11 protein-coding genes and 2 pseudogenes are annotated in these 12,839 nt (G+C 70.4%); 9 read left to right on the top strand and 4 right to left on the bottom strand.

The window, feature by feature from the left end; all coding sequences use genetic code 11:
• The first annotated feature begins 4 nt into the window (after window positions 1-4).
• A pseudogene (locus FY549_RS00350) lies at window positions 5-1,119 on the top strand (YgfZ/GcvT domain-containing protein).
• 15 nt (window positions 1,120-1,134) lie between these two features.
• Here the strand turns inward: FY549_RS00350 and FY549_RS00345 are convergent.
• Window positions 1,135-2,639 (bottom strand): annotated as a pseudogene (locus FY549_RS00345) (amino acid permease).
• Between the two features lie 134 nt (window positions 2,640-2,773).
• Complete coding sequence (locus FY549_RS00340) at window positions 2,774-3,595, bottom strand: class I SAM-dependent methyltransferase (protein ID WP_149083330.1); 822 nt, start codon at window positions 3,593-3,595, stop codon at window positions 2,774-2,776.
• A gap of 59 nt (window positions 3,596-3,654) precedes the next feature.
• On the opposite strand from FY549_RS00340, the gene FY549_RS00335 reads away from it, so the two are divergent.
• On the top strand, window positions 3,655-4,404 hold the full coding sequence (locus tag FY549_RS00335) for a phosphoglyceromutase (RefSeq protein ID WP_149083329.1): 750 nt from the start codon (window positions 3,655-3,657) through the stop codon (window positions 4,402-4,404).
• Window positions 4,405-4,485: 81 nt separating this feature from the next.
• On the opposite strand, the gene phoU is transcribed toward FY549_RS00335, so the two are convergent.
• The gene (gene phoU, locus FY549_RS00330) at window positions 4,486-5,184 is read right to left on the bottom strand and encodes a phosphate signaling complex protein PhoU (RefSeq protein ID WP_149083328.1); all 699 of its coding nucleotides are present in this window, start codon (window positions 5,182-5,184) and stop codon (window positions 4,486-4,488) included.
• 215 nt (window positions 5,185-5,399) lie between these two features.
• On the opposite strand from phoU, the gene FY549_RS00325 reads away from it, so the two are divergent.
• Both FY549_RS00325 and FY549_RS00320 read left to right on the top strand, forming a co-directional pair.
• Complete coding sequence (locus FY549_RS00325; RefSeq protein ID WP_149083327.1) at window positions 5,400-6,623, top strand: sensor histidine kinase; 1,224 nt, start codon at window positions 5,400-5,402, stop codon at window positions 6,621-6,623.
• Complete coding sequence (locus FY549_RS00320) at window positions 6,620-7,303, top strand: response regulator transcription factor (RefSeq protein ID WP_149083326.1); 684 nt, start codon at window positions 6,620-6,622, stop codon at window positions 7,301-7,303. Before FY549_RS00325 ends, FY549_RS00320 begins: the two co-directional genes overlap by 4 nt.
• Before the next feature lie 57 nt (window positions 7,304-7,360).
• Here the strand turns inward: FY549_RS00320 and FY549_RS00315 are convergent, their stop codons facing one another.
• Window positions 7,361-7,831, bottom strand: a complete 471-nt coding sequence (locus FY549_RS00315) for a DNA modification methylase (RefSeq protein ID WP_149083325.1) — start codon at window positions 7,829-7,831, stop codon at window positions 7,361-7,363.
• Window positions 7,832-7,965: 134 nt separating this feature from the next.
• On the opposite strand from FY549_RS00315, the gene FY549_RS00310 reads away from it, so the two are divergent.
• The 5 genes from FY549_RS00310 (at window position 7,966) to FY549_RS00290 (ending at window position 12,835) form a co-directional block, all read left to right on the top strand.
• Window positions 7,966-8,448, top strand: coding sequence for a CarD family transcriptional regulator (locus FY549_RS00310; protein WP_050722636.1), 483 nt, complete (start codon window positions 7,966-7,968; stop codon window positions 8,446-8,448).
• 68 nt (window positions 8,449-8,516) lie between these two features.
• The gene (ispD, locus tag FY549_RS00305; RefSeq protein WP_149083324.1) at window positions 8,517-9,764 is read left to right on the top strand and encodes a 2-C-methyl-D-erythritol 4-phosphate cytidylyltransferase; all 1,248 of its coding nucleotides are present in this window, start codon (window positions 8,517-8,519) and stop codon (window positions 9,762-9,764) included.
• Window positions 9,765-9,773: 9 nt separating this feature from the next.
• Window positions 9,774-11,180: a cysteine--tRNA ligase gene (cysS, locus tag FY549_RS00300; protein WP_149083323.1), complete on the top strand. Its 1,407-nt coding sequence runs from the start codon at window positions 9,774-9,776 to the stop codon at window positions 11,178-11,180.
• Window positions 11,173-12,177, top strand: coding sequence for a 23S rRNA (guanosine(2251)-2'-O)-methyltransferase RlmB (gene rlmB / locus FY549_RS00295; RefSeq protein WP_149083322.1), 1,005 nt, complete (start codon window positions 11,173-11,175; stop codon window positions 12,175-12,177). Before cysS ends, rlmB begins: the two co-directional genes overlap by 8 nt.
• Window positions 12,178-12,193: 16 nt before the next feature.
• Window positions 12,194-12,835, top strand: a complete 642-nt coding sequence (locus tag FY549_RS00290; protein WP_149083321.1) for an NAD(P)-dependent oxidoreductase — start codon at window positions 12,194-12,196, stop codon at window positions 12,833-12,835.
• The last annotated feature ends 4 nt before the right edge of the window (window positions 12,836-12,839 follow it).

Here is a 12,839-nt window from a genome sequence, read left to right as displayed (position 1 = left end):
CACCGTGAGCAGCAGCATCTTCGACCGCGTGCCCGGCGCGACCGCGGGGGAGCAGGGGATCGCTCACTTCGGCGATCCGTTCCGGGAGCAGCGCCACCTCGCGGCCGGAACAGCGATCGTCCCCCTGGACGACCGGACGGTCATCGAGGTCTCCGGCCCCGAACGCCTCTCCTGGCTCGACTCCATCACATCGCAGGCCGTGGGCGGCCTGCGCGCGGGGAGAGCACCGAGCTCCTCGTCCTCGATCCGCAGGGGCGAGTGGAGCACGCGGCGGGTGTCCTCGACGACGGCACCTCGACCTGGCTCCTGGCGGACGCCGGCGACGCGGAGGCTCTCGCGACCTGGCTGACGAGGATGAAGTTCCGTACCCAGGCCACCGTGGAGCTGCGTCCCGACCTCGTGCTCCTCGGGTTCGTCGACGGCGGTCCCGCGGCCGAGCGCGTGCGCGGCCTGGACGGTGTGCGGATCTGGGTCGACCCCTGGCAGCAGGTCGCCGCCGGTGGCCATCAGTACGCCGACGTGGCCGCCCACCCCGGGGCGGACCTCGCCTGGCGGATCGGCATCGTGTCCGAGACCGCGGCGCGTGCGCTCGCCGCGGAGCTCGATCGGGACGCCGCCGCCGGACTCCTCGCCGCCGAGGCGCTGCGCATCGCCGCCTGGCGACCGCGGTGGGCGGCCGAGGTGGACGAGCGGTCGCTGCCGCACGAGTCGGACTGGCTGCGCAGCGCCGTTCATCTGAACAAGGGCTGCTACCGCGGGCAGGAGACCGTTGCCAAGGTGCACAACCTCGGGCACCCGCCGCGGAGGCTCGCCCTGCTCCAGCTCGACGGGAGCGACGCCGTCCTGCCGGAACCCGGATCCCCGGTGTTCGCGGGCGAGGACGAGGTCGGACGTGTCACCTCCTCCGCGCGCCATCACGAGGACGGTCCCATCGCGCTCGCCCTGCTCTCCCGCCGGGCTCCCGTCGGCGACCTCGTCGTCCGGGCCGAGGGGATCGACATCGCCGCGTCCCAGCAGATCATCGTCCCGGCCGACGCCGGCGCCACCGCGGACATCCCGCGACTGACACGGCTGTCTCGCCGCCCCACGGCGCCTGATCCGCGCGATACCGGAGCCTGAGCAGGCCGGGGACCGTCAGACCTCGTCGTCCGATCCGGACGTCGCTCGCTGCGCGGCGAGCTCCGCGATGCGTCTGCGGGCCAGGAACCAGCCGCCGATGAGAGCGGGGATCAGGATGCCGAGGCTCGCGACCGTCCAGGTGCCGGTGGGGTAGTCGAAGGCCATGAGCACGATGACCGACGCCAGGAACGCCAACGTGAGGTACGACGTGTACGGGGCGCCGAACAGCCGGAACGCCGGGCGCTCGAGCAGACCGCGTCTCGACAGCCGGTAGAGGCGGAGCTGGCAGATGATGATGGTCGCCCACGCGGCGATGATCCCGATGGCGCTCAGGTTCAGCACGATCTCGAACGCCTCTTCGGGCACCACGGCATTGAGGAGCACCCCCGCGAGGGCGAACACGGCCGTGACGAGGATGCCGACGACGGGTACCCCGCGCCGGCTCATGCGTCCGGTCGCACGCGGAGCGGCGCCCGGAACACCCGGCCGGTGGAGTACAGGCCGGCGTTGAGGCCGGAGACCGCGGCGGTGATCACGATGAAGTTCATGGCACTGCCCGCCACCGCCGCCACGTCGGGTCCGCCCACGTGCGAGAAGAATGTCACGAACGGGCTCTCCCCCGCGCGGTACACCGTGGAGGGGAGGAGGAGGGCGAGGAGCAGCACCGACCCCACGTAGAACACGGCGATGCGCAGGATCACCGCGTTGACGGCCCGGGGCATCACCTTCTCCGGGTGTTCCGTCTCGCCCGCAGCGGTGCCCACCAGCTCGATCGAGGCATAGGCGAAGACGACCCCCTGCATGACGATCACAGCGGGGAGGACGCCTTCTGGTGCGAAGCCTCCGTGCGCGGCGAGCATCGCGATCCCGGTGGGGCCCCGATCGGTCTCCCAGCCGGCCGCGAGGAACACCACGCCGACCACAAGGAAGAGGGCGAGCGCGGCGACCTTCACGAGGGAGAACCAGAACTCCATCTCCCCGAACAACCGGACGGAGACGAGGTTGAGACCGACGACGACCACCAGGGCGATCAGCGCGAGGAGCCACTGCGGAACAACGCGGAACGCCGACCAGTAGTGGACGTACAGCGCGACGGCGGTGGAGTCGACGATCGCGACCATGCCCCAGTTCAGCAGATAGAGCCAGCCGGCGGCGAAAGCCAGCTTCTCGCCGGAGAACTCCCGCGCATACGAGATGAACGACCCGGAGGACGGCCGGTGGATCACCAGCTCGCCGAGGGCACGGAGGATGAAGAACGCGAACACGCCGCACACGAGGTACGAGACGGCCAGCAGCGGCCCCGCCGCATTCAGCCGTCCGCCGGCCCCCATGAAGAGCCCCGTACCGATCGCGCCACCGAGGGCGATCATCTGGAGATGCCGCGCCTTCAGCGCCGTCCGGTAGCCGGACTGCTCGTGCGCGAAGTCCTGCGCCGACGTCAGGATGTCGCCGAGCCGTTCCCGTTCGTTCTCCCGGGCCTCCGCCGGTCCGGCCGCCGTGTGTTCTCGCTCGGTCGCCATGGTCTCTCCTGCCCTCGGGACGCATGGCGATCGGCTCGGCGCACGCGTGGGTACGGCCCGCCGCGTACGACGCTAGCGGCTAGCGGGACGGCGGCCGGGTGTGCACCGGTATACAGCAGGAGGAATCGGAAGCCTCACGCCGGAGACACGGCATCCCAGGGCAGCGTGACTTCGCCGAGCCGCCAGCGGCTCCGCCCGCCCTGCACGGGCCAGTCGCGGTCTCGCAGTGCGGCGACCGCCGCGAGGAAGCGCTGCGTGGCGCCGAAGGCGGACAGCGGTGCGGCACGCTCCCATTCGCGGTCGAGATCGACGAGCAGCGCGTGGACGCGCTCGCCGGGGACGTTCCGGTGGATGAGAGCCTTGGGCAAGCGCTCCGCCACGATACTCGGCTGCTCGAGCCCCCGGAGCCGGAGCGAGATCGTGAAGCGTCGGGGCGCGCCGCCGGGGTCGACGTCGACCCAGCTCGCGACACGTCCGATCTCGTCGCAGGTGCCCTCCACGAGCAGCCCGTCCGGTGCGAGGCGGCCTGCCATGGTGCGCCACGCGGCGGCGACCTCGGTCTCGTCGTATTGACGGAGGACGTTCATGGCCCGGATCACGGCGGGGCGCCTCCCGCCCGGCAGCGGCACCTCGAAGCCGCCGCGGCCGAAGGAGACCCGGAGGTCCGGGGGGAACGGGGTCCGGCCGGCTCGGACCTCGCTGCGCTGCTGCTCGGCCCGCGCGACCCGCTCCGGATCGAGCTCGAGGCCACGGACCTCGGCGTCGGGACGAACCCGTCGGAGCCGGGCGGCGAGCTCGAAGGCGGTGACGCCGCTGGCACCGAAGCCGAGATCGACGACGAGCGGGTCGGCGGCACGACGGAAAGCGGGGGACGCGGCGATCCATCGGTCGTTCCGGCGCAACCGATTCGTCCCGGTCGTGCCGCGGGTCGGCCGGCCGAGAGGAGATGACGCCATACGTCCATCCTCCCTCCTCCGTCGCTGTGCCCGCTCGGCGCCCCGGATAAACTGGCGACATGACTGCGAAGCGCACCCTGATCCTGCTCCGCCACGGCCAGAGCGAGTGGAACGAACTGAACCTCTTCACCGGCTGGGTGGACGTCCGCCTGACCGAGCAGGGCAAGGGCGAGGCCCGTCGCGGCGGCGAGCTCCTCGCCGAGTCCGGCATCCTTCCCGACGTCCTGCACACCTCGCTGCTGAGCCGCGCGATCCAGACGGCGGACATCGCGCTGGACGCCGCCGACCGGCTGTGGATCCCGGTGAAGCGGTCGTGGCGTCTCAACGAGCGCCACTACGGCGCTCTGCAGGGCAAGGACAAGGCGCAGACGCTCGAGGAGTTCGGCCCCGAGCAGTTCCAGCTGTGGCGCCGCTCGTTCGACGTTCCGCCGCCCCCGCTGGACGACGCGAGCGAGTTCAGCCAGGTGGGCGACGCCCGCTACGAGGGCATCGACGGCGAGGTGCCGCGCACGGAGTCCCTCAAGCTCGTCATCGACCGCCTCCTGCCGTACTGGGAGTCCGAGATCGTCCCCGACCTGGAAGCAGGTAAGACCGTGCTCGTGACGGCGCACGGCAACTCGCTGCGCGGCCTCGTGAAGCACCTCGAGGGGATCAGCGACGACGACATCGCCGGCCTCAACATCCCGACCGGCATCCCGCTCGTGTATGAGCTCGACGAGCACAACGTGCCGACCGGTGCCGGTCGATACCTCGACCCGGAGGCCGCCGCCGCCGGTGCCGCGGCCGTCGCCGCCCAGGGCAAGAAGTAACCGAGACCCCGGTTTCACGCCGAGACCCCCTGCCGCAGGCGACTGCGGCAGGGGGTCTCGGCGATAAGACGGGGTTTCGGTTCAGGCGTGGCCGAGCTGCTCCTGCTGCTCCACCGCCAGCGCGATGTCCTCCTCCTCGACGTGCCAGTCGCCCGTCGAGAGGTAGACGACCTTCTTGGCGACGGCGACCGCGTGGTCCGCGAACCGCTCGTGGTACCGGCTGGCGAGGGTCGCATCGACCGTGGCCACGGCCTCGCCCTTCCAGTTGTCGCTGAGGACCTTCTCGAAGACGCTCGCGTGCAGCTCGTCCACATCGTCGTCCGCATTGCGGATGGCGTCCGCGAACTTCAGATCCTGCGTGCGGAGAAGCTCGGTGAGCGTGCGGGAGATCTCGACGTCCAGCTCGCCCATCCTCACGAAGGTGCCCTTGAGGCCCCGCGGGATCGCGCGCTCCGGGAAGCGCAGCCGGGCGAGCTGGGCGATGTGCTCGGACATGTCGCCCATCCGCTCCAGAGACGCGCTGACGCGGAGCGCGGTGACGACGATACGGAGGTCGCGAGCGACCGGCTGCTGCCGGGCGAGGATCTCGATGGCCTGCTCGTCGAGGGCGACGGCCAGCTCGTCGATCTTGGCGTCGTCGGCGATGACCTCCTCGGCCAGCGCGACGTCGCTCGTCGCGAACGCGCGGGTCGCCTTGTCGATGGAGACGGTGACGAGGTCGGCGATCTCGACGAGCCGAGCCTGCAGGTCCTCGAGGGACTGATGGAAGACTTCGCGCATGGTGGGCGCAACCTTTCGTTCGGATCCCGGCTGATGGTCCAGCACGGGGCGGCGGGGCGTCCGCATGGGGAAGGACTGCGCGCGCGCAGGCCTGAAGCGATTGTGTGCTCCGAAGGTTAACGAACGGTGCCCAGCGAGTGAATAGTACGTCTCCGCTCCCCGCGATGGCGCGGAAACCCGCCGGATCGACGGTGAACGCGCTCTACGCTGGAGTCATGACCCTGCCGCAGCTCGCGCTGTCCTCCCTCGCCATCGGGTTGGCGATCGGGGTGGGCCTCTCGCTCCTCGTCGTCTGGGCCTACCGGGCGCGGGCGCGGGCAGAGGAGGAGACGTCGATGGCCATCCCACCCGGGATCACCGACGTGCTGCGGAGCATGGACGATGCCGCGTGCGTCGTGGACGTCTCCGGTCTCGTACTCGCCACCTCCAAGGCCGCCGCGCGGTTCGGCATCGAGGTGGGGTCGACACTCGAGAACCCGGAGTTGCGGCAGCTCGTCCGTGGCGTCCGGTCGACCGGGGATACGGCGACCGAGTCGATGCGCATCACCCGGGGCGGTCTCAGCCTCGATCCCCGCCTCGTCTCGGCCAGGGCGAGTGCGATCGGCGCACGGCTCGTGCTCCTCATCATCCGCGACGTGACGGAGCAGGAGCGTCTGGACCAGATGCGCCGCGACTTCGTGGCCAACACGAGCCACGAGTTGAAGACTCCCGTCGGTGCCGTCAGTCTGCTCGCCGAGGCGATCGAATCCGCCGCCGACGACCCTGCGCAGGTGCGAGTGTTCGCTTCCCGGATCTCTGCGGAGGCCGGCCGCCTCGGCCAGCTCACCGGACGCATCATGAGCCTGTCCCGCCTGCAGGCGGAGGACGGGCTGACGGAGGTCGCCCCGGTCGCGATCGACGAGGTCATCGCCTCCTCGATCGAGGCGCATGTCGTACAGGCGGACTCCGCCGGTGTCGAGCTGGCCCGCGGTGGCGATCGCGGCGTGTGGGTTCGCGGGGATGCGCAGATCCTCATCGAGGCCGTCGGGAACCTCATCGCGAACGCCATCGTCTATTCGCCCCGCGGCTCCCGCGTCGGCGTGGGCGTGAAGGCCGACGACGACGTCGTGGAGATCGCCGTGTCCGACCAGGGCATCGGGATCGCCGAGGCCGACCGCGAGCGGATCTTCGAGCGGTTCTACCGCGCCGACGAGGCTCGCTCGCGGCGCACCGGCGGCACCGGCCTCGGGCTCTCGATCGTCAAACACGCGACCCAGCGGCACGGGGGAGAGGTCCGGCTGTGGTCCCGCCCGGGGCGGGGCTCCACCTTCACCATCCGCCTGCCCCGTATCGACGCCCCCGCGAATGCCGGACAGGGCAAGAAGAGCAAGAAGAAGCGCACGCGCAAGACCGCCTCGGTGACCGGGGCATCGCGCGTCCGAAACGGAGAGACCGCATGACCCGCATCCTTCTGGTCGAAGACGAGCCCGACCTCGCCGACCCCCTCGCGTACCTGCTGCGCCGGGAGGGCTACGAGGTGGAGATCGCCGAGGACGGCCCCGGCGCCCTGACGGCATTCCGAGAGCGCGGTGCCGATATCGTGCTGCTCGACCTCATGCTGCCGGGCATGCCGGGGACGGAGGTGTGCCGTCAGATCCGTTCCACCTCGGCGGTGCCCATCATCATGCTGACCGCCAAGGATTCCGAGGTCGACATCGTCGTGGGGCTCGAGCTCGGTGCGGACGACTACATCACCAAGCCATACTCCTCGCGGGAGCTGCTCGCCCGGATGCGGGCAGTGCTCCGGCGGGTGGTGCAGGCAGAGGGCGAGCTCGACGAGCGGATCCTGGAGGGCGGTCGGGTCTCTCTCGACATCGATCGGCACACGGTGTCCGTCGCAGGCACGCAGATCAACATGCCGCTGAAAGAGTTCGAGCTTCTCGAGGTGCTCATGCGCAATTCGGGCCGTGTGCTCACGCGCGGTCAGCTCATCGATCGCGTGTGGGGGAGTGACTACTTCGGCGACACGAAGACGCTCGACGTGCACATCAAGCGCATCCGTTCCCGGATCGAGGAGAACCCGAGCGAGCCCGTGATGCTCGTGACGGTCCGTGGCCTGGGATATCGCTTCGAGGGCTGACCGCACACGCGAGAGGCCGGCACCCGAGGGTGCCGGCCTCTCGCGATGTCAGGGGGCTCAGTCCTCCGGAGCGAGGTCCGCGTAGTACGGCAGCGTGCCGTCCAGAACCGGCACCTCGGTCGTCACGCCGGCGGAGTCGCCGGACTGGAAGTGCATCGCGACGGTCGCGCCTGGCATCGCGTCGAGGTCGACGATGCGCAGCGGCTCCTCGTCGGCACCGAGGCTGATCGAGCCGCCGGCGGGCACCGTGATCATGAACGGATCGCTGCCCTCGAGCGAGATGGTCAGCGTTCCGCGGTCCTGCGTCGGGTTGACGATCGCGCCGACGAAGTTGCCGACCGTGCCGTCCTCGTTCGCGATGATGAGGGCGTTGCGCACGGCGACGGGGCCGTCTTCGTCCGAGATGTTGACGCCGTCGGAGGCCGCGTACTCGATCTTCGTCGACTGCGGCGTGATGAACGTGCACCCGGTCGCGCCGAGCAGAACGAGGGCGCTGATGGCGGCAGACGCGACAAGGCGCGATTTCACGGGTCCTCCTGAGGTCCGACGGGATATCCCTCCCCATTCTATGGGTAAGTCGCGAGGACGCTGGGAACGGGAAGCGCGAACCTTAGCGCATATCCCCTGTGGTATCCTTGAGGTTGCCGAAAGGACATGTTTTTATGCTTTTTGAGGTTGGCGAGACCGTCGTCTATCCGCACCATGGCGCTGCGACCATCATCGAGGTCAAGGAGCGCATCATCAAGGGCGAGACGAAGAAGTACCTGAAGCTCAACGTCACGCAGGGCGATCTCATCATCGAGGTCCCCGCCGAGAACGTCGACCTCGTCGGCGTTCGCGACGTGATCGGCAAGGAGGGCCTCGACCACGTGTTCGAGGTCTTGCGCGCCCCCTTCACCGAGGAGCCCACCAACTGGTCGCGCCGGTACAAGGCGAACCTGGAGAAGCTCGCGTCCGGCGATGTCATCAAGGTGAGCGAGGTCGTGCGCGACCTGTGGCGCCGTGACCAGGACCGCGGCCTGTCGGCCGGCGAGAAGCGGATGCTGGCCAAGGCGAGGCAGATCCTCATCTCCGAGCTGGCTCTGGCCGAGAAGATCGACGAGGACAAGGCGGGCGCGCTGCTCGACGAGGTCCTCGCGTCCTGAGACGATCCTCACGGAAGGCGGGTGCTGCGGCACCCGCCTTTCGTCGTTCCCGCAGGTAACGTGAACCTGTGAGCATCCTTCCCGTCCCGCACACCGCCGTCATCGTCGTCGCCGCCGGTTCCGGTACCCGTCTCGATGCCGGGGCACCCAAGGCCTTCGTCGGCATCGACGGCCACACCATCCTCCGGCACGCGCTCGACGGCGTGTTCGCGGCGGAGCCCATGCAGGTGGTGGTCGTCGCTCCTGAGGGTTACGAGGGCGATGCGCTGACGGAACTGCACGCGGCCGCCGGCGACCGCGCCGATCTCGGCCGGGTGGTCACGGGCGGAGCGACGAGGCAGGAGTCCGTCGCGGCGGGGCTTGCCGCCCTCTGGGGCGATGTGGCGACGGTTCTCGTGCACGATGCCGCTCGAGCCCTCACCCCGCCCGAGGTGATCGACGCCGTCGCCGCCGCAGTCGTCGACGACGCGGGCGCGGTGCCGAGCCTTCCCGTGGTCGACACGCTCAAGCGGGTCGCGGACGGTCTCGTCACCGGCGCGGTCGACCGTGCGGAGCTCGCGGCGGCGCAGACTCCCCAGGGCTTTCCCCGTGCGCTCTTGGAAGCGGCCTACGAGAAGGCCCGCGCCCAGGGCACGGAGTACACCGATGACGCGGCCGTCTTCGCCGCGGCAGGACACCTCGTCCGACTCGTGCCGGGATCCGAACGATCCTTCAAGATCACGACGGCCGCCGACCTCGAGCGCGCCCGCCTGGTGATCGCCGCGTCGTCCGCGGCTCCGGCTGCGGCCGACCGGCTTCCGGCGGCCGTCATCGCTGCGCCCCGCGTGGGGATCGGCACGGACGTGCACGCTTTCGGCGGCGACGGGCCGCTCTGGCTTGCGGGTCTGGAGTGGCCGGGAGAGCCGGCGCTCTCCGGGCATTCCGACGGCGACGCGGTCGCGCACGCCATCGTGGACGCGTTGCTCGGAGCGGCGGGACTCGGCGACATCGGCCAGCACTTCGGCATGGCCCACCCCGAGTACGCGGGGGCCCACGCGGACGTCTTCCTCTCTCGGACCGGCGAGCTCCTCGCCGAGGCCGGATTCGCGATCGGCAACGTGTCGGTGCAGTTCCAGGGCAATCGCCCGCGGTTCAGCGGGCGCCGCGCGGAGGCCGAGGCCGTGCTGTCGGCGGCCCTCGGGGGAGCCGCGGTGTCGGTCACGGCCACCACGACCGACGGGCTCGGGTTCCCCGGACGAAGCGAAGGCATCGCCGTCACGGCCGTCGCCATCGTCATCCCGCGACCGGAGCGGAGTCTCTCAGCGCCCGCCGAGTAGGCTTGAGCGGTGACTCTCCGCCTCTACGACACCCGCGCACAGCTCCTGCGCGACTTCGTGCCTCTCGATCCCGAGAACATCACGATGTACGTGTGCGGACCCACGGTGCAGTCCGGTCCCCATATCGGTCACGTCCGGGCGGCTCTCAGCTTCGACCTCCTCCGCCGGTGGCTGACCTATCGGTACGGGCGGGTGACCTTCGTGCGCAACGTCACCGACATCGACGACAAGGTGCTCGCCAACGCCACGCCGACCGAGCCATGGTGGGCACTCGCGTACCGCATGGAGCAGGAGTTCGCCGCGGCCTACGCCGGCATCGGCATCCTCCCGCCGACCTACGAGCCCCGAGCCACCGCGTCAGTCCCACAGATGCAGGAGCTCATCGGCCTGCTCATCGAGCGCGGGCACGCCTACCCCGCCGACGACGATTCGGGGGACGTGTACTTCGACGTGCGTTCCTGGCCGTCCTACGGCGACCTCACGCATCAGTCGGTGGACGCGATGGAAGCCGCTCAGGACGCCGATCCGCGCGGGAAGCGCACCCCGCAGGACTTCGCGCTCTGGAAGGGCGCGAAGCCCGAGGAACCCGCGGACGCCGTCTGGGCCTCGCCGTGGGGTCGCGGTCGTCCCGGCTGGCACATCGAGTGCTCGGCCATGGCGAAGCGGTATCTCGGGGCGGAGTTCGACATCCACGGCGGGGGACTGGATCTTCGCTTCCCGCATCACGAGAACGAGCTCGCGCAGTCGACGGCCGCGGGTGACGCCTTCGCCCGGTACTGGGTCCACAACGGCCTCGTCACCGTCGACGGCCAGAAGATGTCGAAGTCCCTCGGCAACTTCACGCTTGCGCGGGACGTGCTCGCTGAACGGGACCCGCTCGTCGTGCGTTATGCCCTCGCCGCTGCCCACTACCGGTCGAGCCTCGACCTGTCGGAGTCGTCCTGGGCGGAGGCGGAGGCCGCGCTCGGCCGCATCCGCTCCTTCCTGGAGCGTGCACTCCGAGCTGCCGGCGACGGCGTCGATGACGCCGACGTGCAGGACCTGCCTGCGGCTTTCGCCGATGCGCTGGACGACGATCTGGGCGTGCCGCAGGCTCTGGCCGTCGTGCATGACAGCGTGCGGGCCGGGAACTCGGCTCTCGACGCCGGCGATACGGTCGCGGCGATCGAGGCCGCGAAGGCCGTGCTGGGGATGACGCGGATCCTCGGTCTCGACCCGGGCGCGGATTCCGGAACTGCCGGGGGCGCGCAGGCGGCGGCGCTGGATGCGCTGGTGCAGGAGATGATCGCGCAGCGCGCGACCGCGCGCGCGGAGAAGGACTGGGCGGCGGCGGATCGCATCCGCGACGCGATCGCCGCCGCAGGAATCACGCTGGAGGACACTCCGGCCGGAACTCATTGGAGTATCGATGGCTAAGCCAGGGCGCCCCGGCGCGAGCAAGGGAAACAAGAAGGGCCCCACGAAGGGCACCGGCGGCCTCGGGCGCAAGGCGCTCGAGGGGCGTGGCCCCACGCCGAAGGCGGAGGACCGCGCCTGGCACCCCGCCGGCAAGCGCAAGGCCGCGGCCGAGCGCTACGCGGCGGCCGGGGGCAAGGGCAAGCCGGGCGGCCGTCCCGCTTCCGGCGGCAACCCGAACCGCACGGCCCGGTCGAAGGACAACACGAACGACACGGAGACGGTCACCGGGCGTAACTCGGTGCTCGAGGCGCTGCGGGCGAAGATCCCGGCGACGGCGATGTACATCGCTCAGCGCGTCGAGATGGACGACCGCGTTAAGGAGATGCTGTCGATCGCGACGCACCGCGACATTCCCGTGCTCGAGGTCACCCGCCAGGAGCTCGACCGGATGGCCGGCTTTGACGGCGTGCATCAGGGGGTGGCGCTCAAGGTCCCGCCCTACGAGTACGCGCACCCGCAGGATCTGCTGGAGGAGGTCATCGACCGCGGCGAGACGCCGCTGTTCGTGGCCCTCGACGGCATCACCGACCCGCGCAACCTCGGAGCGATCATCCGTTCCACCGCGGCATTCGGCGGTCACGGCATCATTCTTCCGCAGCGCCGCTCCGCCGGAGTGAACTCCGCGGCGTGGAAGACGAGCGCAGGAGCGGCTGCCCGGATCCCGGTCGCGCTCGCCACCAACCTCACCACCCAGCTCAAGGAGTTCAAGAAGCAGGGCGTGTTCGTGCTCGGGCTCGACGGTGACGGCGACGTCTCGCTGCCCGCCCTGGAGCTGGCGGATCGCCCGGTGGTCATCGTCGTGGGCTCCGAGGGCAAGGGGCTGTCCCGCCTCGTGACCGAGACCTGCGACCAGATCGTCTCCATCCCCATCTCCGGCGCGACCGAGTCGCTGAACGCCGGCATCGCGGCCTCCGTCGCGCTGTACCAGGTCGCCACGGTCCGCGCCGCGAACTGATCGAGAGGAACCCCGCATGGCCCGCATCATCGTCCTGGGAGGAACCGGCTACGCCGGACGTCACATCGTGGCAGAGGCGGTGAGCCGCGACCATGCGGTCGTCGCCATCTCCCGATCGACCCCCGCGGACCCGGTCGCCGGGGCCGCGTACGTCCAGGGGTCGGCGCTCGACCCGGCGTCACTGTCCGAGGCGTTCGCCGGCGCGGACGCGGTCGTCTCCGCCCTCTCGCCGCGCGGAGACATGGAGGACCGTGTCCTCGACGCCCTGACGAACGTCGTCGCGCTGCTCGACGGCACGGAGACCCGGCTCGGCGTGGTCGGCGGCGCCGGCGGGAGTCTCGTCGCGCCGGGCGGCCCCCGGCTGTTCGACCAGGATTTCCCGGAGGAGTACAAGCACGAGGCGCAGGTGGGCATCGACTCGCTCGCGCTCCTCGAGCGCACCGGGGAGGGGCTGGACTGGTTCTTCGTGCACCCGGCCGAGGTCTTCGGCCCGTGGGCCGAAGGGGAGCGCACCGGACACTACCGGGACGGCGGTGACGTGCTCGTCCGCGACGAGGACGGCAACTCCTTCATCTCGGGGGCGGACTTCGCCGTGGCGATCGTGGACGAGATCGAGCAGGGCAACCATCACCGCGAGCGGTTCACCGTCGGGTACTGACGCG

The organism is Microbacterium sp. 1S1 (assembly GCF_008271365.1).
In the GTDB taxonomy this organism is placed as follows: Bacteria; Actinomycetota; Actinomycetes; order Actinomycetales; family Microbacteriaceae; genus Microbacterium.
Note: the sequence above shows the minus strand (reverse complement) of the source record. Positions and strands in the feature narration are given on the sequence as shown.

Bases quoted from the DNA above. Each gene is read 5' to 3' on its own strand.
- FY549_RS00340 (WP_149083330.1), bottom strand. From the start codon at position 3,595: ATGGCGTCATCTCCTCTCGGCCGGCCGACCCGCGGCACGACCGGGACG.
- FY549_RS00335 (WP_149083329.1), top strand. From the start codon at position 3,655: ATGACTGCGAAGCGCACCCTGATCCTGCTCCGCCACGGCCAGAGCGAG.
- phoU (WP_149083328.1), bottom strand. From the start codon at position 5,184: ATGCGCGAAGTCTTCCATCAGTCCCTCGAGGACCTGCAGGCTCGGCTC.
- FY549_RS00325 (WP_149083327.1), top strand. From the start codon at position 5,400: ATGACCCTGCCGCAGCTCGCGCTGTCCTCCCTCGCCATCGGGTTGGCG.
- FY549_RS00320 (WP_149083326.1), top strand. From the start codon at position 6,620: ATGACCCGCATCCTTCTGGTCGAAGACGAGCCCGACCTCGCCGACCCC.
- FY549_RS00310 (WP_050722636.1), top strand. From the start codon at position 7,966: ATGCTTTTTGAGGTTGGCGAGACCGTCGTCTATCCGCACCATGGCGCT.
- rlmB (WP_149083322.1), top strand. From the start codon at position 11,173: ATGGCTAAGCCAGGGCGCCCCGGCGCGAGCAAGGGAAACAAGAAGGGC.
- FY549_RS00290 (WP_149083321.1), top strand. From the start codon at position 12,194: ATGGCCCGCATCATCGTCCTGGGAGGAACCGGCTACGCCGGACGTCAC.